This window comes from Bacillus sp. MZGC1 (assembly GCF_002998605.1).
Classification (GTDB): Bacteria; Bacillota; Bacilli; order Bacillales; family Bacillaceae; genus Bacillus.
The window spans coordinates 611,940-637,310 of record NZ_PVRE01000003.1; the positions used below are offsets into that span (position 1 = coordinate 611,940).

The 25,371-nt window shown below is 42.2% G+C and carries 24 protein-coding genes and 1 other annotated feature; of the genes, 7 read left to right on the forward strand and 17 right to left on the reverse strand.

Annotated elements, in window-relative coordinates:
* Positions 1–25 precede the first annotated feature (25 nt).
* Positions 26–1,378, reverse strand: coding sequence for an amidohydrolase family protein (locus tag C6Y06_RS12555; protein ID WP_060597003.1), 1,353 nt, complete (start codon positions 1,376–1,378; stop codon positions 26–28).
* A 104-nt stretch (positions 1,379–1,482) separates the two neighbouring features.
* Positions 1,483–2,070, reverse strand: coding sequence for an NAD(P)H-dependent oxidoreductase (locus C6Y06_RS12560; protein WP_060597004.1), 588 nt, complete (start codon positions 2,068–2,070; stop codon positions 1,483–1,485).
* Between the two features lie 117 nt (positions 2,071–2,187).
* Here C6Y06_RS12560 and C6Y06_RS12565 point away from each other — a divergent pair, with 117 nt between their 5' ends.
* Entirely contained in the window at positions 2,188–2,634 is a 447-nt protein-coding gene (locus C6Y06_RS12565) for a MarR family winged helix-turn-helix transcriptional regulator (protein WP_106036962.1), read from the forward strand.
* A gap of 33 nt (positions 2,635–2,667) precedes the next feature.
* Here C6Y06_RS12565 and C6Y06_RS20095 read toward each other — a convergent pair whose 3' ends face one another.
* The 7 genes from C6Y06_RS20095 to C6Y06_RS12595 all read right to left on the reverse strand — a co-directional run bounded on the left by C6Y06_RS20095 (position 2,668) and on the right by C6Y06_RS12595 (position 9,071).
* Positions 2,668–2,844, reverse strand: a complete 177-nt coding sequence (locus C6Y06_RS20095) for a hypothetical protein (protein WP_162839365.1) — start codon at positions 2,842–2,844, stop codon at positions 2,668–2,670.
* A 15-nt stretch (positions 2,845–2,859) separates the two neighbouring features.
* Positions 2,860–3,612: a hypothetical protein gene (locus tag C6Y06_RS12570; protein WP_095285575.1), complete on the reverse strand. Its 753-nt coding sequence runs from the start codon at positions 3,610–3,612 to the stop codon at positions 2,860–2,862.
* Between the two features lie 252 nt (positions 3,613–3,864).
* Positions 3,865–4,479: a LysE/ArgO family amino acid transporter gene (locus tag C6Y06_RS12575; protein ID WP_106036963.1), complete on the reverse strand. Its 615-nt coding sequence runs from the start codon at positions 4,477–4,479 to the stop codon at positions 3,865–3,867.
* Between the two features lie 131 nt (positions 4,480–4,610).
* On the reverse strand, positions 4,611–6,191 hold the full coding sequence (mbcS, locus tag C6Y06_RS12580) for an acyl-CoA synthetase MbcS (protein ID WP_106036964.1): 1,581 nt from the start codon (positions 6,189–6,191) through the stop codon (positions 4,611–4,613).
* A gap of 225 nt (positions 6,192–6,416) precedes the next feature.
* A complete protein-coding gene (locus C6Y06_RS12585) occupies positions 6,417–6,629 on the reverse strand; it encodes an alpha/beta-type small acid-soluble spore protein (protein WP_024424829.1) in 213 nt (70 codons plus the stop codon).
* Positions 6,630–6,718: 89 nt separating this feature from the next.
* A complete protein-coding gene (thiI, locus tag C6Y06_RS12590) occupies positions 6,719–7,924 on the reverse strand; it encodes a tRNA uracil 4-sulfurtransferase ThiI (RefSeq protein ID WP_106036965.1) in 1,206 nt (401 codons plus the stop codon).
* Between the two features lie 4 nt (positions 7,925–7,928).
* Positions 7,929–9,071 carry a cysteine desulfurase family protein gene (locus C6Y06_RS12595; RefSeq protein WP_060597009.1) on the reverse strand — a complete coding sequence of 381 codons (1,143 nt, stop codon included), beginning with the start codon at positions 9,069–9,071 and terminating at the stop codon, positions 7,929–7,931.
* Positions 9,072–9,271: 200 nt separating this feature from the next.
* Here C6Y06_RS12595 and brnQ (C6Y06_RS12600) point away from each other — a divergent pair, with 200 nt between their 5' ends.
* Complete coding sequence (gene brnQ, locus C6Y06_RS12600; RefSeq protein ID WP_106036966.1) at positions 9,272–10,615, forward strand: branched-chain amino acid transport system II carrier protein; 1,344 nt, start codon at positions 9,272–9,274, stop codon at positions 10,613–10,615.
* A gap of 210 nt (positions 10,616–10,825) precedes the next feature.
* Positions 10,826–12,169, forward strand: a complete 1,344-nt coding sequence (brnQ, locus tag C6Y06_RS12605) for a branched-chain amino acid transport system II carrier protein (RefSeq protein ID WP_060597011.1) — start codon at positions 10,826–10,828, stop codon at positions 12,167–12,169.
* A 56-nt stretch (positions 12,170–12,225) separates the two neighbouring features.
* Here the strand turns inward: brnQ (C6Y06_RS12605) and ezrA are convergent, their stop codons facing one another.
* Positions 12,226–13,914, reverse strand: coding sequence for a septation ring formation regulator EzrA (gene ezrA / locus C6Y06_RS12610; protein WP_106036967.1), 1,689 nt, complete (start codon positions 13,912–13,914; stop codon positions 12,226–12,228).
* Positions 13,915–14,254: 340 nt separating this feature from the next.
* Here ezrA and hisJ point away from each other — a divergent pair, with 340 nt between their 5' ends.
* The gene (gene hisJ / locus C6Y06_RS12615; RefSeq protein WP_060597013.1) at positions 14,255–15,070 is read left to right on the forward strand and encodes a histidinol-phosphatase HisJ; all 816 of its coding nucleotides are present in this window, start codon (positions 14,255–14,257) and stop codon (positions 15,068–15,070) included.
* Here hisJ and refZ read toward each other — a convergent pair.
* Positions 15,040–15,705, reverse strand: a complete 666-nt coding sequence (refZ, locus tag C6Y06_RS12620; RefSeq protein ID WP_106036968.1) for a forespore capture DNA-binding protein RefZ — start codon at positions 15,703–15,705, stop codon at positions 15,040–15,042. The genes hisJ and refZ overlap by 31 nt on opposite strands.
* Positions 15,706–15,831: 126 nt before the next feature.
* Here refZ and C6Y06_RS12625 point away from each other — a divergent pair, with 126 nt between their 5' ends.
* Positions 15,832–16,329, forward strand: coding sequence for a GAF domain-containing protein (locus C6Y06_RS12625; RefSeq protein ID WP_106036969.1), 498 nt, complete (start codon positions 15,832–15,834; stop codon positions 16,327–16,329).
* A 299-nt stretch (positions 16,330–16,628) separates the two neighbouring features.
* The gene (gene rpsD / locus C6Y06_RS12630; RefSeq protein WP_034661940.1) at positions 16,629–17,231 is read left to right on the forward strand and encodes a 30S ribosomal protein S4; all 603 of its coding nucleotides are present in this window, start codon (positions 16,629–16,631) and stop codon (positions 17,229–17,231) included.
* Positions 17,232–17,466: 235 nt separating this feature from the next.
* Here the strand turns inward: rpsD and C6Y06_RS12635 are convergent, their stop codons facing one another.
* The 6 genes from C6Y06_RS12635 to acsA all read right to left on the reverse strand — a co-directional run bounded on the left by C6Y06_RS12635 (position 17,467) and on the right by acsA (position 24,567).
* Positions 17,467–19,095 carry a BclA C-terminal domain-containing protein gene (locus C6Y06_RS12635; protein ID WP_106036970.1) on the reverse strand — a complete coding sequence of 543 codons (1,629 nt, stop codon included), beginning with the start codon at positions 19,093–19,095 and terminating at the stop codon, positions 17,467–17,469.
* A 283-nt stretch (positions 19,096–19,378) separates the two neighbouring features.
* Positions 19,379–19,942 carry a cysteine hydrolase family protein gene (locus C6Y06_RS12645; RefSeq protein ID WP_106036971.1) on the reverse strand — a complete coding sequence of 188 codons (564 nt, stop codon included), beginning with the start codon at positions 19,940–19,942 and terminating at the stop codon, positions 19,379–19,381.
* A gap of 86 nt (positions 19,943–20,028) precedes the next feature.
* Positions 20,029–20,223, reverse strand: a complete 195-nt coding sequence (locus tag C6Y06_RS12650; RefSeq protein WP_066030545.1) for a hypothetical protein — start codon at positions 20,221–20,223, stop codon at positions 20,029–20,031.
* A 100-nt stretch (positions 20,224–20,323) separates the two neighbouring features.
* Entirely contained in the window at positions 20,324–20,902 is a 579-nt protein-coding gene (locus tag C6Y06_RS12655) for an esterase/lipase family protein (RefSeq protein WP_374955746.1), read from the reverse strand.
* A 320-nt stretch (positions 20,903–21,222) separates the two neighbouring features.
* A complete protein-coding gene (gene tyrS, locus C6Y06_RS12660) occupies positions 21,223–22,491 on the reverse strand; it encodes a tyrosine--tRNA ligase (protein WP_060597019.1) in 1,269 nt (422 codons plus the stop codon).
* Between the two features lie 53 nt (positions 22,492–22,544).
* Positions 22,545–22,783: a binding site (T-box leader), on the reverse strand.
* Positions 22,784–22,842: 59 nt separating this feature from the next.
* Positions 22,843–24,567, reverse strand: a complete 1,725-nt coding sequence (acsA, locus tag C6Y06_RS12665) for an acetate--CoA ligase (protein WP_066030543.1) — start codon at positions 24,565–24,567, stop codon at positions 22,843–22,845.
* Positions 24,568–24,722: 155 nt separating this feature from the next.
* On the opposite strand from acsA, the gene C6Y06_RS12670 reads away from it, so the two are divergent.
* Positions 24,723–25,355: a GNAT family N-acetyltransferase gene (locus C6Y06_RS12670; RefSeq protein WP_066030542.1), complete on the forward strand. Its 633-nt coding sequence runs from the start codon at positions 24,723–24,725 to the stop codon at positions 25,353–25,355.
* The last annotated feature ends 16 nt before the right edge of the window (positions 25,356–25,371 follow it).

Consider the following 25,371-nt stretch of genomic DNA (forward strand, 5'->3'; position numbering starts at 1 on the left):
CCGCTGTCTATGGGGATATGTTTGTTTATGATGGAGTTGATTCAAACTTGTGCGATAGAATATGATCTCTTGCCGCATAAGCTTTGCGTTTGACCTCTTCTAGGTTCACACCAACAAGCTTTCCGCTTCGTTTCACTGCTTTTCCAGCCACATAGACAGAATCAACATTTGAAGGATGTGCCGTTTGGACAACCGCTCCAGCCGGATCTGTCATCGGCAGAAGATTCATGCTTGTCCGGTCGATCAGGATGAAATCAGCTTCTTTTCCAGGTGTGAGCGAGCCAATTTTATGATCAAGCTGTAATGCACGAGCCCCATTGATCGTTGCAGCTTCAAGCATTTGATGAGCAGAAATCCCAAGTTCAGGTCCTGGCATGATTCCCTCCATCAGCAATGATTGATTTTGAAGCGCGCGCTCTGCCTGAAGTCCGAATTTCATTTGAGCAAACAAATCTCCGCCTGTCGCTGTTACCACATCTACACCGAGCGTTGGAAGAACACCTTGTTCAATCGCAAGTCCTGTTACAGGATAACCGTGACCCATCATCATCTCAATTTCAGGTGTAATAGATATGGAGCTTCCGCTGTCTGCCAGCATCTTCATTTGATCCGCATCGATTGCATTGATATGCACCATGTTGAGGTCAGGTCCGAGTAACCCTGCTTTGTGAAGCCGCTCAATCGAACGATCCTCCGCTCCCCAGTTCCCAAAGCCAATGTGCATACTGCATAGAGCATCTAGAGACCGGGCTGTTTCGATTTCAAATACTGAAGTCTCCCAAGAGGAAAACTCTGGTCCACGAATCGCAAGCCCCATCGTCAAGAGCTGATCTGATGATTGAAAATGCGCTTTTTTCACGCGTGCTGCGTCCTCCATATTGGTGAGCGTGCTCTCCCTATCCCAATACTCAGCATCTCCAGAAGAGCCAAAAGCAAAAACAGCTCGAATGCCCGCATCTTTTAATCCTCCGATCAGCTCTTCTGTATGATCCATTGAATTGATCATCGTCCAGTCTAAACATGTGGTCACTCCTGCATCTAACGCCTCTAATGCCCCTAAATAATTTGCGATTCGATCCTCGGATGGGCGTCTCATCGCACCATAGTTACCATAATAGATTTTGCTCAAATATGTCTGCAAAGACCAATCTGTGCCTATGCCTCTGATGACAGACTGCCACACATGACGATGTGTATCCACAAGCCCTGGCATGATCACCATATCGGACGCATCGACAATGTCAGCATCATTTGCTTCAATGAAAGGTCCGACCTCTAAAATGTGTGTCCCTTCAATTAATAAATCTCCTTTTTCTAAAAAACCTAAAGTTGGATCAAGTGTTAAAATCGCTGCATCTTTAAACAATGTTTTCTTCATCCATATCCCCCTTTTCAAATGACGAGGAAGAGTTCCCCCACCCTCACTGTCATTTTAAAACATAAAAGGATCAAATTAGAAGAAAAGTGACTTCACCAACTGTTTTATGAGCTGATTTTTTTGAAATAGTTGTAGATACGTTTTAATTTGGCCTCATGTTTCCCTTTTGGGCTTTCCATCATGCCGAACTCAAAAAACTTCACAGGTTTGATTCCGACATATTGTAAGAGGGCTCTTTTCATTAACATCTTGTGTGCATTTTGCAAAAAGAATAAAGGGTAGTTGGTTGGCCCTTGCATTGTCGATACACAAACAGCACTTTTTCCTTTTAACAGTCCTTCTGGAAGCAGCCCGCCTGTTTGACGATAAGCAAAATTCGCAGCAAACATGCGGTCAATAAAGCCAATCAGCATGGCTGGCGGCCGCCCCCACCAAATGGGATAAACGAACACGATTTTATCTGCCCATTTGATCTTTTCCTGATACACCCGAATGTCAGGGTCCTTATGCATATCACGCCTTTTTTTCTCTTCATTAAAAATCAGCACAGGATCAAATTCTTCTTTGTATAAATCGATGATTTTCACTTCATGAACAAGTGGATTTTCTTCACTGCCTTTCATAATTTCTTTTAAAAAAGCACCATTTAAACTATTGTGATGAGGGTGAGTATAAATAATGAGTAGATTCATGTGTTGTCTCCTTTTGTTATCATTTGATAACTAAATGATATACCCCTCTTAATTAGTTGTCAAATGATAATTGTTTTTTGATAATAATTTTGGTATGTTACATAGGAGGTGATAAACATGAAGCATCCCCATTTCTTCAAGGAATTCGTAGCATTTGCTTCTACTTTTTCAGAGCTAAAACATGCCCTGATGAGCAAAGTCAAACCGGCTGACCTAACGACCTTACAATACTTAATTCTAGAGCAGCTAGCTGTCAGCGAACCGCTTACGCCTAGTGAAATTGCCGACTGTCAGCACATGTCTCTTCCAAATGTCAGCAGAGAACTAAAAAAACTGCACGAGAAACAATTCATTGCTAGAGAAGAAGACCGTGATGACAAACGAAAACATGTCATTAAGCTGTCTGACAAAGGCCGTGCTTGTATGAACGAAGTCTTCCAGCATATCGAAGGGATGCTATTAGACAGCCTATCTTCCTCGGATATAGAACAAATGGATGATATCGTACAAGCTCTCCGCCTATTAAATCAAACGATTTTCAAAAAAGGACCTAAAAAAGCATGAGCGTATCGCTCATGCAAAGGATTTTTTATTTTATTAATCAAGAGATGCTAAAAAATATGTAATGAGACCGACAATGGGAATGATCGGGATCATGAATTTCAATGTGGTACTGGTATTCTTATATAAATTCCATAGCAACACTGGTATACCAAATGTCAACGTATCAAAAACAGCAAGAACTATTCCCTTGCGCTGTTCTTTATGAGCCATTCTAAAAACCCCCATTTACCAAACTTTTTTCACACAATAACCGGCTAATCCTGCAGATATTCCTCCATTAATCACTGCGCATGCTATACAGCTAGCAGGTCCCGTTAAACAAATATAATAACACGCTCCTAAAACCATTGAACGTAGCGGAAGAGATTCATTCGGGCCGCTTTGCTTTTTTAAGCAGTTCCAAAACTTGTTCCAACTAAAACTCGTTTGAATTTCTGAATCATCTGCCTGGAAAATTTTTTTATTTAATTCCATCATATCTTGCTTTGCACCATTTTCACCATAGGTAAAAGATCCTTTTAAAAACTCCCCTTTTTGGTTGATATGGAACTTATTTTTCAATTTTCCATTTTGGAAGAAATATGAGTGCAAATTTCCTTTCTCATCGTATTCTGCAAGTTGAATATAGTAAGCTTTTATTTGGCTCAATGAAACTGAAATGAAGGAAACATTGTCTAACAGCTGATTATCTGACTTCTTCTTTTTAAGATAAAAGTAAACAACATCCGTTTCAGCAGCGTTCAGATGAACCGCTGCACTTTCTCCATTTAATAGATAACCTTTCTTTTGGGCTAATTCTTTTGCCTTTAAAAATTGAGAGCTTTTTTTTGCCTTTTTTATGAGTTTTTCTTCTGTTTTAACATTTTGTATCTTTTTAAAAGGCTCCTCCTCCTTTATGGTAATAGCTTTTCCTACAGGAAATTGTCCGAATAAAAGTGCTATAAACAATAGCACACAAAACATTTTTCTTAACTTCATCATATATCCTCCTTTAGCAAATTTCATAAAATTATAACCTCTAAAGGAAAATAATGTAATAGACCTTTTTGCCAATAAAACCCACTAGTGGTAATGTATCATATATCCTATTTCTTATCATTTCCTATAGGCAATTGAATGTGATCTTCCTCTTGCGATGATAGTGACACTGGCTGAGGAGCCTTTCCAATACACAAAAAAAGCGCCGGACCTTACCTTCCAAGCGCTTCTTTGCTTTATCCTCTATGTATTTTATAAAATCAATTGATACGCAATGTATAACGCGACAAGCCAGATCATGACCGCTGAAGCTTTATTGATACGGTTCATCCACTTGCCGTTTGTATCTAACTTCCCTAGCATCTTCCCTAAAAAAGCGAGCCCAATAAACCATAACCAGGACACGATGATACAGGCGAGTGTAAATGCCAGTTTTTCTGCCCCGCTATATTGAAGCGAATTTGTTCCAATCACACCAATTGTATCAAGAATGGCGTGGGGATTTAAAAGTGAAACTGAACAGGCAAAGACAATTTGCTTTCTCGCAGGCATAAATTCCTGCTTCTCTTTAGCATCTGTTGATGAGCTTGTGTTCCACACGGACCATCCCATATAAACTAAAAAACAAAATCCAATGATATAAAGACCGATTTGCAGTACAGGAATGGTGAACACCACAACAGAAACCCCAATGACAGCTAATGCAATTAATAGTGTGTCACAAAGAGCAGCAGTGATAACGACAGGTAAGGCCTGATATAATCGCGGCTGAAGCGCTCCTTGCTGAAACACAAATACATTTTGTGCGCCCAATGGTAAAATGAGACCAAAGGCAAGCACAATTCCATGAATGATGGCAATGAACATCTTCTAACATTCTCCTTTTCCAGCAATTCTTACACATTTTATCATAGAACATCATGACCGCTTCCAGCGGATTTGATTTTCCGTAAAAAAAAGCGCTGGATGCTTCCATCCAAACGCTTTTCGTTTATTCATCATGATCCTTTTCGTGCAAGCTCTCTTTCTCTCAGCTCGACACGGCGGATTTTCGCTGACGGTGTTTTTGGCAGTTCGTCAATGAATTCAATTTCTCTTGGGTATTTGTAAGGTGCTGTTGTGTTTTTCACATGTGTCTGCAGCTCTTTGATCAGCTCATCACTTTGTGCTGATCCATCACGCAGGACGACATATGCCTTCACAATTGATCCTCTGATTTCATCTGGACTAGCCACAACCGCACATTCTTTGACTGCTGGGTGTTTGATCAGTGCATCTTCTACTTCAAACGGCCCAATGGTATAGCCTGAGCTGACGATGATATCATCTCTGCGGCTTTCAAACCAGAAGTACCCATCTTCGTCTTTTTTCGCGCGGTCACCGGTAATAAAGTAATTTCCGCGGCGCTGCGCTTTTGTACGCTCTTCATCTTTGTAATATTCCTTAAATAACGCCGGCGTTTCGAGATGGACCGCAATGTCACCAACTTCTCCAGAAGCGCATACGCTACCGTCCTCATCAATGATCTCGACTTCGTTGCCAGGTGTTGGTTTTCCCATACTGCCTGGCTTGATGTCCATTCCTTTTAGCACCCCTACGAGCAGTGTGCTTTCTGTTTGGCCATAGCCATCTCGTACTTCTATATCAAAATGCTTTTTGAATGTATCAATGACTTCACGGTTCAACGGCTCTCCCGCAGAAACGGCACTATGCAGCTTTGGCAGCTCGTACTGACTCAAGTCATCTACTTTCGCCATAAAACGATATTCTGTCGGCGTACAGCATAGGACATTGATTTCATTTTTTTGAAGCAGCTCTAAGTACGTATTTGGATTGAATTTCCCTCCGTATACAAAGCCTTCTGCGCCACTTCCTAACACAGATAAGAGAGGGCTCCACACCCATTTTTGCCAGCCTGGCCCTGCTGTCGCCCATACTTTATCTCCCTCATTAATAGAGAGCCATGCTTTGGCAGCTGTGCGTAAATGTGCATACGCCCATCCGTGTGTATGAACAACCCCTTTTGGATGACCTGTCGTACCAGATGTATAGGATAAGAACGCCATGTCTGTACGTGTTGTTGGAGCCATTCGCAGCTCACTTGATTGTTGATCCTTTTGCGCTAGAATATTTGTCCAGCCATGATCGTTTTCACCGATTGAGAATGTTTTAAAATCGTTTGGCTGATTGGTTCCGTCGAACGATTGAATGAATGAAGAGTAAACAATCGCTCCCTTTGCTTCTGCATGTTCAATTCGGTAATCTAAATCTTTTGCACGCAGCATTTCTGAACAAGGAATGACGACCATTCCTGTTTTCAAAATTGCTAAATAAATGCTGTATGCCTCTAGCATGCGCGGCACCATCACAATGATTTTATCGCCTTTTTTAAAGCCTGCATTTAATAATACATGACCAATTTTATTTGCTTCTTCCACTAAAGCTGCATACGTCACATGCGCTTCGTGGCCATTTCCATCCTGCCAGTGCAGGGCCATTTTCTCCTTGTCATGACTGAACGCTTCAATCTCACTGACTAAGTTATATTGTTCTGGTGCAATTAAGTCTTCTCTTTTCATGGTACAGCTCCTTTTAGCCTCTTTCTATGAAACGAAACATGTTTCAATTTACCTATTCTAACACTCATAACTGAAAAATGCTTGAATTAGGACCTACTCCTAGTATTATGCCATAATTTTTTTCATTCGTCTTCTTTTTTAGAAATATTCAAACTATTTTTATGTACAAAAAGAAAAGAGCGGGAATGATCCCGCTCCTAAGCCATAACTTTTTAATTGTGTGTCTTAGAAAGATCCGCCACCCATATGTTGTTGAGCGTAAGATACAAGACGCTTAGTGATTTCTCCACCAACTGATCCGTTAGCGCGAGATGTTGTTTCTGCACCAAGGTTTACACCGAATTCAGAAGCGATTTCGTACTTCATTTGGTCGATTGCTTGTGCAGCGCCTGGTACTAGTAATTGGTTAGAACTGCTTTGTCTGTTTTGTTGAGCCATGTGTTCTCACCTCCTTGTGAATATAGAATGTGTAGAAACACATGACTTCATGCGATTGATTTTATGGTAATTATTATGAAATTTTTGTTTTAGAATAAATCAGCGAATTCGTCTGCCGCTTTCTTCTCATTTGTGACGATGATCGTTTCCATTTGATCCACTGCCTCGTCGAGCATCGGCTCGAAATCAGCAAAGCTTTCGTAGCGTTCTACTTTCTCAAGCTTTGGTTTTGTTTTAGGAGATGGCGGCGTAAAGATCGTGCAGCAATCCTCGAAAGGCTGAATACTTGTCTCGTAAGTGCCAATTCGTCTCGCTTCATCAATAATGTCATTTTTATCAACAGCAATGAGCGGTCGAATGATTGGTGTATTGGTCACATGGTTAATCGCATACATGCTTTCCAGTGTCTGACTTGCGACTTGTCCAAGGCTTTCACCCGTAATAATCGCAAGAGCATCACGCTTCGCTCTTATTTTATCAGCTATTTTCAGCATCATTCTTCTTGTAGATGTCATCGTATAGTTTTCAGGTACTTGTTTGTGAATCAGCTCTTGAATTTTTGTAAAAGGAACGATGTGAAGCTTCACTTCGCCTCCATATGCTGCTAAGCATTCTGTAAGATCAATGACCTTTTGCTTGGCACGTTCACTTGTATATGGGGGACTAAAAAAATGTACAGCCTCAATTTGAATCCCGCGTTTCATCGCTTGATAGCCGGCAACTGGGCTGTCAAAGCCGCCTGAAAGCATGAGCATCGCTCTTCCGCTTGAACCAACCGGCAGGCCGCCAGCACCCTTGACATCTTTAAATGTAATATACGTCGCATGTTCTCTTATTTCAATGCGCAAATGTACATCCGGCTGTTTGACATTGACCGTTAAGTTTTCCGTATTCTTCAGCACATGTCCGCCAATTTCGCGGTTCATTTCATTTGAATCAAGTTCAAATTGTTTATAAGAGCGTTTCGTTGAGACCTTAAATGTATTTCCTTGTTCATATACTTCCTGTACCGCTGTGAGTGACGCTTCTTTGATGGCATCGAGATTTGTCTCACATTTCACCGCAAGACTAAAGCTTTGAATGCCAAATACACTTTTGAGCTGTTCTGAAATCGGTTCAGGGTCTTCTCCGTTCAGCATGATCGTGATGCGGTCTCTGTCAGATGCGTACTTTAATGCATCAAAATCTTTTAATACAAATCGGATATGCTGTCTTAGTTTTTCAATAAATTTCTTTCTATTCTTCCCTTTTGTTGAGATCTCACCAAAACGGACTAAAATATGATCATATTTCATGCTGTTATCTCATTCCTTTTAGTTTTTTTACACTTTGTGCGATCGATGTGATGATTTGCGGCGCTAGCTCTGGTCCTTGTCCAAATGTCAAACTGATTCTCATACTGCTTTTGGCCACTTCTTCTGCTTTCCCCATCGCTAGCAGCACACGACTTGGCTCTTTTTTCTTGGCTGAGCAGGCAGAGGTTGTCGAGACATACATGCCTTCTTTTTCAAGCATATGGAGAAGAACCTCGATTTGAATACCTGGCACTGAAAAATTCACAATGTGCGGCGCACTTTGCGTCAGCGGTGTGTTGATGACAATACCTTCTATTTCTCCAAGCTGTTTTTGCAGCTGCGTTTTTAAGTTAAGCATTTCATCATGATAATTTTTCAGCCGTTCGAATGATTGTTTCATGGCTTTTGCTAAGCTGACAGCACCAGCAGGGTTTTCAGTACCTGACCGTAGTCCTAATTCCTGCTCCCCTCCTGTGATGAAAGGGGCAAGCACAACATCTTTTTTTAAAAAGAGCGCTCCTGTCCCTTTTAAGCCATGAATTTTGTGGCCAGATATCGTCAAAAGATCCACATCCAGCTGTTTATTAAGTGCTACTCTGCACATTCCCTGGACCCCGTCGACATGAAAAAGGGCATTTTCGGCATGCTCACGAATGATGCCAGCAGCTTCTTCAATCGGCTGGATGGCACCCGTTTCGTTATTGACATGCATCATGCTGACCAGTACTGTATCAGGGCGTAGCACTTCTTTTAAATGATTCATATCAGCATGGCCATGCTCATTTACTTGAATATAGGAGATATCAAAACCAAATAAAGCCTTCAGCTGTTCAAACGATTCGATGACAGAGGGGTGTTCAATTGCTGTTGTCACAATATGTTTCCCCCGGTTCATTTTGGCTAGAGCTGCTCCTTTAATGGCAATGTTATTTGCTTCTGTTGCGCCAGAAGTGAAAATAATCTCATATTGTTTCAATCCTGTATAGTGAAGCATTTGTTTTCTCGTTTCACTTAGCAGCCGGCTGGCATCAATTCCGAGCTGATGAAGCGAAGACGGATTACCAAAAAAACGCTCACTCACTTGCTGATATACTTGTAAAACCTCTGGATAAGGCTTGGTTGTTGCACTATTATCAAGATAGATCATATTGTAACTCCTTACAAAAAGCTTAAAAAATAAATGCATTTATATGTTACCATAATGAAGTCAGACAGAGAATTTTCTGAAAATGGCAGTTGACAACTTTTCATTTTCACTATATCATCCATAGTGCAATTGTCACACGATCATCTAAATTGTCAGAATATTTTAATTTGACACACTACACTGATTAAGGAGGAACTATTTTGAAAAATAGTTTAAGTATAAAAGAGACGCTAGCCATTGGTCTAATGCTTTTTGCATTATTCTTTGGCGCAGGAAATATGATTTTCCCACCTGTTCTTGGACAATATGCGGGTGAGAATGTATGGCTTGCCATCGGTGGATTTTTACTCACAGGAGTAGGTCTTCCGCTTCTAGGGGTGATTGCAGTCGCCCTTACAGGTACCGGTGCAAAAGGCCTTGCGGATAAAGCGCACCCAAAATTCGGGACCATCTTCACCGTTATTCTGTATTTATCCATCGGACCATTTTTCGCTATTCCGCGAACTGGTACGGTTTCATACGAGATAGGATTAGCTCCATTTCTGTCAGGGGCACAGTCCACTTCATGGGTACCACTATTCATCTTTACCGTTGTGTTTTTCACTATTTCATACCTGCTTGCTTTAAATCCTTCAAAGCTGGTTGATCGAATTGGTAAAATTTTGACACCGATCTTATTAACTGTTATTGCCATTATTGTCATTAAAGCCATTGCTACGCCAATGGGAATGATCGGTGCTCCTGATGCAACATATGAAGCAAACCCGCTCTTCACTGGATTTTTAGAAGGCTATAAAACAATGGATGCTCTTGCTTCTATCGTATTTGGGATCGTCGTGGTGACGGCTGTTAAGGAAAGAGGCATCACGGAGTGTAAATCTCTTGCAGCGGCTTGTATTAAAGCAGGACTCGTGGCAGCTGTTGGGCTGGCATTGGTGTACATTTCACTTGCTTATGTGGGTGCTTCAAGTCCTGATGCGACGGGAATGGTTGGAGCAAATGACGGCGGCAAACTGCTTTCACTTTCTGCCAACTTTTTATTCGGTTCTGCTGGAAACATTGTACTTGGCGCAGCCATTTTATTCGCTTGTTTAACGACTAGTGTTGGACTTATTTCATCCTGTGGGGAATATTTTTCAAAGCTCATCCCTAGCCTTTCTTATCGCACAGTCGTTCTAATTGTTTCTTTATTTAGTACACTGGTTGCAAACCTTGGTTTGGCACAAATTATCTCTCTATCTGTTCCAGTTCTTGTGACAATCTATCCACTGGCAATTGTCATTATTTTATTGTCATTCCTTGATCGCTGGATTAACGGAAGAAGACTCATTTATATCGTATCTCTTATCTTTACTGGTTTCTTTGCCATCATTGATGGATTATTAGCTGCCAAAGTGAACCTCGGTGACTTGCCTGACATCTTAGATTCAATCGTACCGTTTTACGATTTAGGCATTGGCTGGATCTTACCAGCTATTATCGGTGCTGTGGTTGGTTTACTTATTTCGATGTTTACCAGCCCGCCCAAACAGCTCGCCTCATAGTCATAAACCGAAACATCCCCTTCTTCATTGGAAGGGGATGTTTTTTATTGTTCTCCATATACTAAAATAGAAAAATTCATGACTTTTGTACGAAAACACATGTTGACATCAGGCGTACATCCTTTATAATTAGTGAATGTTAATGATGAACGGTTACTTAGCAACTAATTAACAGAATATTTCAACATAATAATGGAGGCTTTAAATGCAATGAAGGCAACTTTGTCGACGAAAGATACAGTTATTATCGGTTTTATGTTATTTGCTCTATTCTTCGGCGCCGGAAATATGATTTATCCACCAGAGCTTGGGCAATATGCTGGGCAAAATGTGTGGAAAGCAATGGGCGGATTTTTATTAACAGGTGTCGGTTTACCTCTTCTAGGGATTATTGCGATCGCTTTAACAGGTCGAGATGCGAAAGGATTAGCTGATAAAGCTCACCCAGCTTTTGGAACAGCGTTTACCGTCATTTTATATTTATCTATTGGGCCGCTTTTCGCTATTCCTCGTACAGGAACGGTTTCATATGAAATTGGTGCATTACCCTTTTTAGCAGGTGTACCAGCTTGGCTCTCACTTCTTTTATTCACACTTGTCTTTTTTGGTATTACATATTATCTTGCTCTAAATCCAACGAAGATTGTGGATCGTGTAGGGAAAGTGTTAACACCAATTAAATTTACGATTATTTTTATTATTATTGTCAAAGCCATTTTAACGCCGATGGGCGCCGTTGGCACACCTGATGTATCCTATAGCAGCGGATCATTTTTCAAAGGATTTCTAGAGGGCTATAAAACAATGGATGCTCTTGCTTCTATTGTGTTTGGGGTTGTTGTCATCAACGCCATTAAAGGACGCGGTGTGACAAGTAAAAAGGCACTGACTTCTGCTTGTATCAAAGCGGGTCTGATTGCAGCTTGCGGATTAACATTTGTTTATCTATCTCTTGCTTATTTAGGCGCTTCAAGTACACACGCCATTGGTTTTGTTGGAGATGGCAGTAAAATCTTGGCTCAGTCTTCTCAATTCCTATTTGGCAGTTTAGGAAATATTGTGTTGGGTGCCGCGATTACGGTTGCTTGTTTAACAACAAGTATCGGTCTCGTTACATCATGCGGAGAGTATTTCTCAAATTTATTACCTAAACTTTCTTATAAAATGGTCGTAACACTAGTGACATTATTTAGTTTTATCATTTCAAATTTTGGACTTGCTCACATTATCGCTTTCTCTGTACCGGTTTTAACTGCGATTTATCCGCTAGCGATTGTCATCATTGTGTTATCGCTGGCAGATAAATGGCTTGGTCAAAGAAGACCTGTTTATGTCCTTACTTTGATTTTAACTGGCTGCGTCAGTTTGTTTGACGGCTTAGTAGCAGCGAAACTCCCGATTGGACCAGTGGAGGATCTCTTTCAAACGATATTACCTTTATATGACCTTGGTATTGGCTGGGTTGTTCCTGCTATTTTCGGAGTGGTCATTGGGTTCGTTCTTTCTCTTTTCACTTCTTCTGCTTCCCAAAAGCGGGAGAAACAAGCATCTTAACAGAAAAAAGCTGAAGTCCTGTAAATGGACTTCAGCTTTTTTTATTGGTGCTGATACTATTTTTCTTGCTGAGCTAACAGCTTCTGAACGGCTCCGGGTGATGCTTTTTCAACAGCCGCTGCTGCTACATCAAATGATCCGTTGTAATCGTAGGCATAGAATCTTCGTTCTGCCTCTTTTAGTTGTTCTGAAAGAATATGGTTTTGGCTTCTAAAACGATTGCCGTATTGAATGATTCGTTCAATTTGGTCCACTTTACTGAGCATTTCTTCTGTCTCATCCGCAACATTTCTGACTGTGTCAGAGGCTTCTTTTAATTGTTGATTCACTGCCGGCATGTTGAGCGGCAGGTTTTCCAGCTGCTCATGCACTTGCTGGATCATCTCCTGCGCTTTTTCAGCCCGCTCTTTCATCTCAGCAGGTACACCTGGGATATTGCTTTTATGCAGCTGGCGGACTGTATCTGTCAGCATGGTTTTGAGCTCAGCCAGTGTTTCTCTCGCTTGTAATTCTTCTTTTCTTAATGATTGTAGATGACCTTTAAATGTGTCATGCAATGCTTTTGCATCATCGATAAAGGTCTCCAGCTGATTGATTTCATCCATTAATAATGAATATGCCACGTGGTCACGATCAAGCTTCTCGCGGATTTGTTTCATCAGCTTTTCAATTTCTTCTAAACGTTTTTCGAATGCTTTCTGTTGATCGAGCTCTCCTGCTGTCAGCTTGTAGCTTTCTTTCACAAGAGCCGTTTCTGCCTTTGTTTGTGTGTGATCTTGTTCAAGCTTCTCGAATGCTTCTGTGAGCTCAGGCATTTTGCTTTTGATTTCCTGACCTGCTTCTACTTCCGCCTCCAGCTGATCATACAGCGTCTCAATCGCATCATTGATCATTTGCAGAATGCTTGATGCCTCTTCTAAATTGAGTTCATCAATGAGCAATTTTTCCGCTCTCGCAAGCTGTTTGTTTAAAGTCTCCAGCTCTTTCGTGATCTGGATATGCTCCAGCTTGTAGCCTTTTTCTGTCATTTCTTGATATCCGTCTTTCAGCTTCGTCAGCTGACCTGGTACGGTTTGTTTGCAGTCTGCAATAAGCTTTGGTACATCATTGATATATAGTTGAAGCTGGTCGAGTCTGCGGTCTTGCTCAAGCAAAATCTTTCTTGCCTTCATGTAGTTTCCGTTTTCTGTTTCTTCCTCGTACTGCTTGATCCCTTCCCAGGCCTCATCTAAGTCCTGCTCCATTTTGTCATAAAGGGTGCCATATAAATGGCTGTACGCAAGCAGATTTTTTCGAACTGTTTGATATTGCTCTTTGACCTTTTCAATGTCCTTGCGATTTTGCTCCTCGCTTGTGACAAGGTCTGCAATTTCTTTTAAAATGTCTTCAATGTTCGAATCAGCAGCACTCAGCAAGTCCTCAATGTGCGTAAGAACCTGCTTGGCTTTGGAGAATCGATATTTATCAGAATACTCTTCTGCATCATATAATAGCTCCTCTACCTTTGGAAGATGGGCTGTGACGATATCGTCCCACTCTGCACGCCATCTTTCAAAAAATTGCTCTGTTTCTCCGGTCATTTTTAAATGTTTGATTTTTGAAATTTCTTCTACAATTGATCTGTTTAAAATTTCAATTTTCCATGCTTCCAATCGGTCAATCTCTTTATATATATTTTTTCGCAGGAAATAACCGACTGAAAACAAAGCAAGCAAAATGACAATTAAACCGATGATAAACTCCATAATGAGCCCCCTTGTTGTGATCTAAGTGATGTCAGGGTAAAAGTGTCCCGAGTAGACCTGAGAACCCTTTCGTGTCCGCTTTGCATTTGTCTTTTTATAAACAGGATCGTATGTTTTCCAATACCATCCATTCACGGTTTTATGTATGTTTTTCAAGAAAGTATTTGAGCGCTTTCTATCATTTGATCACACGTATCCATGTGATCTGCTTTTATGTATGCGGAAGCTGTCGTTTTCATTGTTATTATGATACCATGTAACCAGCATTTTTGGTCATGATTTTTCATTATTTTCGCTGATAAACATCACGTTTTTCAAAATATCGACAAGAGGTGACGACATGCTGAAGCAGGATGCACATCTACATACACCGTTTTGCCCGCACGGCTCGCTTGATTCATTTCATTCTTATATTGAAAAAGCCATCAAAAAGGGATTTGATTCCATAACCTTTACCGAGCATGCCCCTCTGCCTCCATCGTTTCGAGATCCAACACCAGAGCAGGATAGTGCCATGAAGCTCCAAGAACTTGACTCGTATATAACGAAATTGGATCAGCTGAAACAGGAATACAAAGGCCAATTAATAGTAAAAACTGGGCTTGAGGTTGACTATATCAAAGAGTATGAAGAGGAAACAAGTGCCTTTTTAGACTGCTATGGTCCAGAACTAGACGATAGCATTTTATCTGTTCACTTTCTTCCTGCTGGCGATGATTATATTTGCCTTGATTTTGACGAGCATGCCTTCAAGCAGCTAATAAGCGCCTATGGCAGCATCGAACAGGTCTATCAAAGCTACTATGACCAAATTCATTCTTCTATTCTATCATCTTTAGGTCGCTATAAGCCAAAGAGAATCGGTCATATCACCCTTGTGCAGAAATTCAAACAGCTTTTCCCATTTGAGATGCCGCCTGAACTTTGTCAAAAGGTCACCCTTTGTCTTGAAGAAACGGCAAAAAAAGGCATGTCCTTAGATTTTAATACATCAGGTCTTCGTAAAACATATGCCAGAAGTATCTATTTAGATCAATGGATGATTGATCTTGCAAAACAGAAAAAAATTCCGCTCATATTCGGGTCTGATGCCCATCAAGCGGAAGATCTCGGATATGCTTATGATCAATTCGAAGACATCATGAGTTTTAAGTGAGAATCTAATGCCGGCTTTTTTGGTTCTAGTAAATGATGAAGCGAGCGGCTTAGTTCTTTAAAATACATTTGATAGAAATAAGGCTCATTTGGATTCAAATAAAGCACCTCCGTTAAATATTGCGGCTGTAAATAGGGCATCATGAGTAGTGATTTCAGTTGAATCATAAACGATGAGAGTGAGAGCTGCTCACAAATCACATGGGTGTTTTTCCCTTTTTCAATAATGAGCTGAAACAAATATTTTTCTTTTGTTAAATAGGTCGACATAATTTCTCTAATGAGCGTCGAATCAATCGTCACCTCTCGATAAACGAAACGGGTTAATTGACGGTGCTTGTGCTGATAAGATAAAATATCAAAAACCACATGAAGTAAACATTCTTTTGCGTGACGAGTTTCCATGTGATGGATATGTGATTCAATCATGTGAATATAGCCTTCATAAAAATCGGATACAAGCTGCTCAAGCAGCCCTCCTTTTCCTTGAAAGTAATAAGATATGTGGGCAACGTTGACGTTTGCTTCCTTCGCAATCTCACGGACAGAGGTTCCAGAAAATCCTTTTTGGTTAAAAAGTCTGATGGAAGCTTCAATAATACGGTCTTTTGTTTGCACGGTTGTTGATGTTTTCATCCGCTCACCCCTCTTCATGTGTACATACTTCAAGATAAAGGCGGAAGTTCCTTTTACAATTGCTCGACAAATCCCACATGTGAGACGCAAGTTATGTATTTTTGAGATAGAAAGTAGGAGATTTTCATGTTTCATGTCGAAAAACAGTCTGGCGATCCATCAAAAGACTATCAATTGCTTGTTAAACAGGTAGAAGCCATTACAGATGGTGAGCCTGATCTGATTGCCAATTTGGCAAATGCTGCGGCGCTATTGTATCATTCACTCCCAGAGGTCAATTGGGCTGGATTTTATTTGGCTAAAGGGGGCGAGCTTGTGCTCGGACCGTTTAACGGACTGCCTGCATGTGTGCGCATCCCGTCTGGAAAAGGCGTTTGCGGTACTGCGTTTGCAACAGGTGAAGTCCAGCGTATCGCTGATGTGCATGCATTCCCTGGACATATCGCATGTGATACAGCATCGCAATCTGAAATTGTCGTTCCGCTCAAGGTAAATGGAGAGATCATTGGGGTGCTCGATATTGACAGCCCCGTGAAAGACCGTTTCAGTGAAGTAGATGAAACCTACTTAATCCAATTTACCGAGGTGCTCCAAAAGGCGTTATCCGCCTCTACAAATGCTTAATCTTACAAAAAAGCAGGCATATTGTCTGCTTTTTTATTTTTCTTCGCAGACGCGAAGCATCGCCATTGCCTCTAAATAGGTTGACTTCTCCTATCCAGCGTCATATAATAGAGTTTGTGTGAAATATGGCAGCCTTTTTGTTCGGCTTTTTTGTATCATTTTGTTCCTTCTATATGAAGGTGCATCTTGTAACTCCCTGCTGCTGGAGCGAGGATGCATGAAAACATAATGACGGAAAAGACAAAGAACAGACGGTTTTTATTTTTCACAAATAAAAACAAATAAGGAGGAGTCACATTATGGCTCGCTATACAGGTCCAAGTTGGAAGATTTCCCGCCGTTTAGGCATTTCATTAAGCGGAACAGGTAAGGAACTTGAAAAACGCCCTTACGCTCCAGGCCCACATGGTCCAGGACAACGCAAAAAACTATCTGAATACGGTTTACAATTACAAGAGAAGCAAAAGCTTCGTCACATGTACGGTGTCAACGAACGTCAATTCCGTACACTATTTGACAAAGCTGCTAAACTTCCTGGTAAACAAGGTGAAAACTTCATGATTCTTCTTGAAACTCGCCTTGACAACCTAGTATACCGTCTTGGCCTTGCTCGTACTCGCCGCCAAGCTCGTCAGCTAGTCAACCATGGTCACATCCTTGTTGATGGAAGCCGTGTAGACATCCCATCTTTCTCTGTGAAACCAGGTCAAACGATTGCTCTTCGTGAGAAATCTCAAAACCTTGCAGTTGTGAAAGAATCAGTTGAAGTAAACAACTTCGTTCCTGAATATCTTTCTTTCGATGCTGAAAAGCTTGAAGGAACTTTCACTCGTCTTCCAGAGCGTTCTGAATTAGCGCCTGAAATCAGCGAACAACTAATCGTTGAGTTCTACTCTCGTTAATTTCATTACTCTCTTAAAGAGAGATCAAACAAACCCTAGAGACCTTGATTGTTCAAGGTGGTCTAGGGTTTTTTGTTTGTATTCTCGTATGAACAAATGAATTTAAAACATATAATGGGAAACAGACTATGCACAAGACGAGCACCGGGCAAGACTTCCAAGAAACGGCTGAAAAAAGATATTCAAATGAAAAGGTCCTTTTGATTGCTTCTAAAAGCACCTCTAAACATTTAAGTTAGTCTAATTTTTTAATAATAATAGAAGCGTTCACATTTGTTTGGGTCCCTCCTGCTAGAGTTTGAAGAGTAACTGCTGCTGCAGAAGTATGGTTTACAAGAGTAAGCGTGTCACCCGCTGCTAGAGCGAGGATGGCCTGACCGTTATTCTGTTGAGTACCAGCTCCTGACCCATAAACTGTGTTCGTCACAGGAGCTCCATTTACAAATAGGGTGAATTGATTTGGCTCTACGCCAGAAACTGAAAAAGTAACCTCATAGTTTCCTGGATTGGTCACTATAATTTGAGAAGTTCCAGGGGCATGTGTAATACCAGGAGTAGTAATTCCAGTTGAGTCAAAAATCACCGGGGCTTCTAAAGCTACTGTTTGAGCACTTAGATTGTATACATATGCAAATTCAGCTAGCCCTGCACCTGTGACTCCCGTGGCTCCTGTTGGACCGGTCGCTCCGGTATCTCCTGTAGCCCCTGTCGGACCAGTGGCTCCGATATCTCCCGTGGCTCCCGTGGCTCCTGTTGGACCGGTCGCTCCGGTATCTCCTGTAGCCCCTGTCGGACCAGTGGCTCCGATATCTCCCGTGGCACCCGTTGGACCAGTGGCTCCGATATCTCCCGTGGCTCCTGTTGGACCGATCGCTCCCGTCGCTCCGGTATCTCCTGCGGCACCTGTGACCCCCGTTGGACCGGTCGCTCCGGTATCTCCTGCGGCTCCTGTTACTCCCGTTGGACCGGTCGCTCCGGTATCTCCCGTGGCTCCTGTTACTCCCGTTGGACCGGTCGCTCCGGTATCTCCTGCGGCTCCTGTTACTCCCGTTGGACCGGTCGCTCCGGTATCTCCCGTGGCTCCTGTTACTCCCGTTGGACCGGTCGCTCCGGTATCTCCTGCGGCACCTGTGACCCCCGTTGGACCGGTTGCTCCGGTATCTCCTGCGGCACCTGTGACCCCCGTTGGACCGGTCGCTCCGGTATCTCCTGCGGCACCTGTGACCCCCGTTGGACCGGTTGCTCCGGTATCTCCTGCGGCACCTGTGACCCCCGTTGGACCGGTTGCTCCGGTATCTCCTGCGGCACCTGTTACTCCCGCTGGACCAGTCGCTCCGGTATCTCCCGTGGCTCCTGTTACTCCCGTTGGACCGGTCGCTCCGGTATCTCCTGCGGCTCCTGTTACTCCCGTTGGACCGGTTGCTCCGGTATCTCCTGCGGCACCTGTTACCCCCGTTGGACCGGTTGCTCCTGCGGCTCCCGTTGGACCAGTCGCTCCGATATCTCCTGCGGCACCTGTTACTCCCGTTGGACCAGTCGCTCCGGTATCTCCCGTGGCTCCTGTTACTCCCGTTGGACCAGTCGCTCCGATATCTCCTGCGGCACCTGTTACTCCCGTTGGACCGGTTGCTCCTGCGGCTCCCGCTGGACCGGTCGCTCCGGTATCTCCTGTTACTCCCGTTGGACCGATGGCTCCTGCAGCTCCTTGAACCCCTCGTAATCCCCGTGGCCCTCGTCGCCCTACAATTAATTTTGTATGACAAATGATGCAACAGTTTGATTTTGATAGTTTATGTTTACAATAAGGGCATTTTTTATACTTATCACAACCCATCAGTTGTTCATCTCCTTTATCATTATTCATATGTTACATCCGTAAATAGGTGCAGATAAGTAAAACGTACAAAGAATAAAAAGATAATCGTAGAATAAACATAATTTGCTAGAGTCTTCCAAAAGTCTTTTGGTTGTGAAAATTTGATTGTATTTTGCGCTAAATTTGTCTATGGTTTTTTCATGATGACTAGCCAGTCTCAAGAAGCTATTCAAAACCATATAATCTATCATGAAAAAAATCCCCTAGAATTCCAGAGGATTTTTTTGTTCCATGGTTCTCTCAAGTATTATTAAGCGTATAACGATATCTTTTATTTTACCATCCAATTACTAATCAATTGATCTGTTGTCATGACAGTAGCAAATTCATCATGCAGTGTTGCAAGTGATAGCCGATGAATCATTTCGGGATCATAATATGTACCGTTTTGATCTGTTAGTCCAAAGGCGGCAACTGCATCTGAGATAAGGTACGTATCAAAGCCTAGATTGCCGCTCATTCTTGTTGTCGTTGACACGCAGTGAGGGGTTGTCAATCCTGTGATCACGACCGTGTTAATATGGTTTGACCTTAACTGTTCCTCCAAGTTTGTGCCAATAAAGCTGCTGTTGACTTTCTTTCGTATCACCGTTTCTTCCTCTAGCGGTTTGGCGATATCTTTGAAGAGATGCCCTTCATTTGCCGGATGAAATAAGGAGTCCGGCTTGTCAGATGTATGCTGCATATGAATCACTGTCCAGCCTTTTTCTCTCCAAAACGTCAATAAACGACTGATATTTTTCTCTGCATCTAGATTATTTCGTTCTCCCCATTTTTCATGCTCGAACGCCTTCTGTACATCCACAATGATCAAAGCCTTTTGATTCTTTTGCACAAACGCCCACCTCCGTAGATTCTCATTTACTACATGTAGTGTAAGGAATGGTGATCCATTTGTACATGCTTTTAATGATGTTTTGCCTATTTTTGCATCAAAAAAACAAACCACACACTGGCAACGATGTAATAGATACCAATGATCGATGTACAGTTGGACATCACCTCGCCTATTTGAACTGATTTAACAAACTTCATCCAGATGAAATAGATGAGGAGAAATGAGCACGGATAATAAGGGAAATATCCTAAAAAATATTGCTTGAGTTTTTGTGTCATCATTTTACCTCCATTATAACCTTCTTTCATCATCTAGCAGCTGTCATATGTCCGATGACATCAAAAAAAGACAGCACAAGTCGCTGTCTTCTTTCATTTTTTAATTCGTATTCTGTCCCCCGCCATTCAGTCCTTCTTTGATATAGCCTTTGACTTGGCTTGAAGCTAATAGACCGATGTGACCAACCCCGTGAATGAGGACGTTTCTTGCGCCAATTAAACGCGAAAGGCTGTTGACGACGATAAGATCGGCTGAGCTATAGACAGAGGTGTAAAGGATTTTTTGATTTGGATCGGTGCCTGGTAATGCTCTGAGTGAAACGAGTCCATTCGCTCCACCAAGTGTGACGACGTTTTCTATTTTATCGCCGCCGTCTAGATTCTTAATATAGTATAACGTGTTCGCCCCGCCCATACTATGCGCCACAATATCTACTTTTTTGGCACCCGTTTTGTCTAGCACATCTTTGACGAATCTGGATAAACGCGGACCATTGTTGCGGTTATTACCTGTTTTGTCTATGAAATCGATAGCAAATAATTGGTTTCGATCCCATCCTTGTGATACCAAGTAACTTTTAATCGAAGCAAAGTTATAAGACGCACCGCCCATGCCATGTACCATCACAACCGGATTATGCTCAGCCGCTTTGATCTCTTTTGGCTGGATGAAGGCCATTGAACCTATCACTAATGCAAGTGCAACAAGAATTTGCAAACTCTTTTTCTTAAAACGAATCACTTTCATTCCCCCTTATTCATCTTATTCGAACTCTATTTTATATAAGAAAAATATGTCAGAAAAGTGAACAAGGCACTGTTTGTTCAATCAATTTATAGAAAATAAATAATGAAAAAGCACCTTTGACTTTCTCAACGCCAATGCCAAAAGACTAGACAAAGTCTCTTTGAACAGTCTATTAGACTCTTCAAAGAGCACTCATCTCTCATTTCGCATAAAAAAAGCAGCCGGTTATCGCGGCCGGCTGCCCATCGTTCTTATTTGTAATTCACAAGGAAGTATTTCTTTTTCCCTCTTCTTAAGACGGTAAATTGGTTTTCAATTCGGTCTTCAGCTGAAAGGACGTAGTCTTTATCGGTTTGTCTCTCTCCGTTGATGGAAACTGCACCATTTGTGATGTCTTCACGTGCTTGACGTTTTGATGGAGACAGCTTTGATTCAACAAGGACATCGACAAGTGTTAATTCTTCTGTGCTGCTTTTCTCCATTGATGGAACATCTTTAAAGCCTACTTTGACTTCTTCGGCTGAAAGAGATTTGATCTCGCCTTTGAATAGCGCATTTGAGATGTTGACAGCCTGTTCTAGTGATTCACGGCCATGTACAAGTGTCGTGACTTCCTCTGCTAGACGGCGCTGTGCTTCACGCTTTTCAGGTGCTGTTTGCACTTTTTCTTCGTACGATGCGATCTCTTCTTTCGATAAGAACGTAAAGTATTTTAAGTATTTCACGACGTCACGGTCATCTGTGTTGATCCAGAATTGGTAGAACTCATAAGGAGACGTCTTTTCTTTATCTAACCAGATGGCGCCGCCTTCTGTTTTACCAAACTTCGTGCCATCTGCTTTAGTGACAAGCGGCATCGTTAGACCGAATGCTTTTGCCCCTTCTGCTTCAGACTTACGGATCAGCTCAAGTCCAGATGTGATATTTCCCCACTGGTCGCTTCCACCGATTTGCAGCTTACAGTTTTCATTTCTGTAAAGGTTTACGAAATCTAAAGATTGCAGGATGACGTAGCTGAACTCTGTGTACGAAATCCCTGTCTCAATCCGTGAGCTGACGATATCTTTTGCCAGCATGAAGTTCACACCGAAGTTCTTTCCAATATCACGAAGGAACGTGATGACATTCATTTGGCTGATCCAGTCGTAGTTATTCACGATAACGGCTGGGTTCTCGGCTGCTTCAAAATCAAGAAATTGTGACAGCTGTCCTTTAATTTTCTCTGTCCATTGTTCTACGATTTCTGCAGGGTTTAGTGAACGCTCTGCTTTTTTGAAGCTAGGATCGCCGATTAGTCCAGTCGCGCCGCCAACAAGGGCAATCGGGTGATGGCCCGCTTCCTGGAATCTACGTAATGTTAAAATTGGCAATAGATGACCAATGTGCAAGCTGTCAGCTGTCGGATCAAAGCCGGAGTAAAGCTTGATTTTTTCTTCTGCTAATAATTTTGTTAAACCTTCTTCATCTGTTTGCTGCTGAATTAATCCTCTGAACGATAACTCTTCCATCAATTGACTCATATCCAATTCTCCTTTTTTTACAATTCAACATAAAAAACGCCCCTTCGAATGAACGAAGGGACGATATATATCGCGGTACCACCCTGCTTAAAAGACAACAAATCACGTCTTTTCACTTACACTGATAACGGACAGATCCGTTCTTTCACTAATCAGGGCAGCATGCATGCTCCTTTTCGTAAAAGCGGTTCGTGAGGGTAATTCGAATATCTCTTTGTACTGACTCGCACCAGCCGTCAGCTCTCTTGGACAGGGAAAGATAATTCTACTGAATCTCAGTCAAAACCTTTACATATTCAACTAATGTCATTTTAAACATACTTTTGGTATCAAGTCAACTGATGAAAAAAATTAATCTTCCATTGTCGATAGGTCGCCAGCCGGTAAATTCAGTTCCCACGCCTTTAGCACACGTCTCATAATTTTTCCGCTTCGCGTTTTAGGTAGTTTGTCTTTAAACTCGATTTCTCTCGGTGCCGCATGTGCAGCGAGTCCTTTTTTCACAAACGTACGAATCTCTTCTTTCAGCTCATCTGTCGGCTCATATCCACTTCTGAGCGCAATGAATGCTTTAATAATTTCACCGCGGACTGGATCTGGTTTTCCAATGACACCAGCCTCTGCAATGGCCGGATGTTCGACCAGCTTACTTTCCACCTCAAAAGGACCAACCCGCTCTCCTGATGTCATGATCACATCATCGACACGTCCCTGGAACCAAAAGTATCCGTCTTCGTCCATATAAGCTGAATCTCCTGAAACATACCAATCTCCCGGCATAAAGTAAGATTCATATTTTTCAGGATTGTTCCAGATCGTATGCATCATAGACGGCCAGCCTTTTTTGATGGCGAGGTTGCCCATCCGGTATGGCGGAAGTTCATTTCCGGCATTATCGACAATCGCCGCTTCTACGCCTGGAATCGGTTTCCCCATTGAACCTGGTTTGATGTCCATGCATGGATAATTACAAATCAGCTGTGCACCGGTTTCAGTCATCCACCAAGTGTCATGAATTCGTTTGCCAAATACAGCGTCTCCCCATCGGATGACTTCTGGATTTAGAGGCTCACCTACACTTAACACATGACGGAGCGAGCTGAGATCATATTTTTGAATGAGGTCATCTCCTGCTCCCATCAGCATTCTAAAGGCAGTCGGAGCACTGTACCAAACGGTCACACCTAGTGATTCAATGGTTTCATACCACGTATCAGGGTTAAACCTGCCGCCTAAAATGACATTCGTCGCCCCATTTAACCATGGTGAAAAAATGCCGTACACTGTGCCTGTTACCCAGCCTGGGTCAGCTGTACACCAGTAGACATCGTCTTCTTTCAGATCAAGCACCCACTTACCGGTCTGGTCTTGCTGCACCATTGCGCCATGGACATGCAGCACACCTTTTGGCGTACCTGTGGACCCTGACGTGTAATGAAGCAGAAAGCCGTCTTTTTCATCCATCCATTCAATCTCAAGGTTCTTTGCTGCCTGCTCAAACGCCTCTTCGTAATGGATTGTCCGAACGCCATCGACGTCTTCCTTTTCACCGCCGACAATGATGACGGATTCAAGCTTCGGAAGCTCTGCAAACGGAATTCGTTCAAGCAGATCCGGCGTTGTCACAATGACCTTCGCCTCACTATTTTCTAAACGGTCTTTGACCGCTCCTTCCATAAATGCCTCAAATAACGGACCAACGATCGCACCAATTTTGACTGCGCCAAGCAGAAGAAAATAGAGCTCAGGTGATCTTGGCATAAAAATAAATACGCGATCCCCTTTTTGCACATGCGCCTTTTCTCTGAATAGATTTCCCGCTTTATTTGTGTTGATTTTCATATCCCTGAACGTATACTTTTCATCACGCTGTGAATCTTTGTAGTGAAGCGCCACCTTGTTCTTACGAAACGAGTCCGCATGTCTGTCAATCGCTTCATAGGCTGCATTTATGTTTCCTGTTTCATACCACGAGAAGTTTTTTCTTGCTTCCTCCCATGAAAATTCTTTGTATGCCTGCTCATAATCATTTAAATGATAGTCCCCTTTTACTGATGGCAGCGTTTCCAATTTCATCAACCAGTCCCCCTTTGCATACGTTTACAATGACCATTATAGTATAGATGACTTTTTTTCTCAATTTTTAAAAAACTTATGGTGAAACCGTTTTAATTCTTGCAAGTTTTAAGATAAAATAGAGACGACTCACTAGAATTTGAGGCGGTGGATACGTGGAGCATCCTAAAACTTATTATTCAAAAACCATTGAGCAAGAAACAGGTTCCATCCTTATTGAAGGTCCGGTACCTGCACCAGAGCTTGCGAACTATACCTTTCATGAAGGACTGACGGCATTTCGCACGCCTGAGGAACAGAAACAAGCACTTGTTGAAATAGCAGACCTTCCAGAAGGACGTATTATCATTGCAAGAATGGATGAGCTTGTCGTAGGCTATGTCACGTATTTGTATCCTGATCCGCTTGAGCGCTGGTCAGAGGGTAACATGGACAATTTAATCGAGCTTGGCGCGATTGAGGTCGCTCCTCCATTTAGAGGCTGCTCACTTGGCAAGCATTTACTTGATGTGAGCATGATGGATGAGCAAATGGAGAATTATATCATCATTACAACTGAATATTACTGGCATTGGGATTTAAAGGGGACAAAGAAAAACGTGTGGGAGTACCGCAAAATGATGGAGAAAATGATGAACGCAGGCGGTCTTGTCTGGTTTGCAACAGACGAGCCAGAGATTAGCTCACATCCAGCCAATTGTTTAATGGCCAGAATCGGGAAAAATGTGAGTCCTGATTCGATTGAGCGTTTCGATCGTCTTCGCTTCCATCAACGCTTTATGTATTAACGTTCAATTCGTTTTT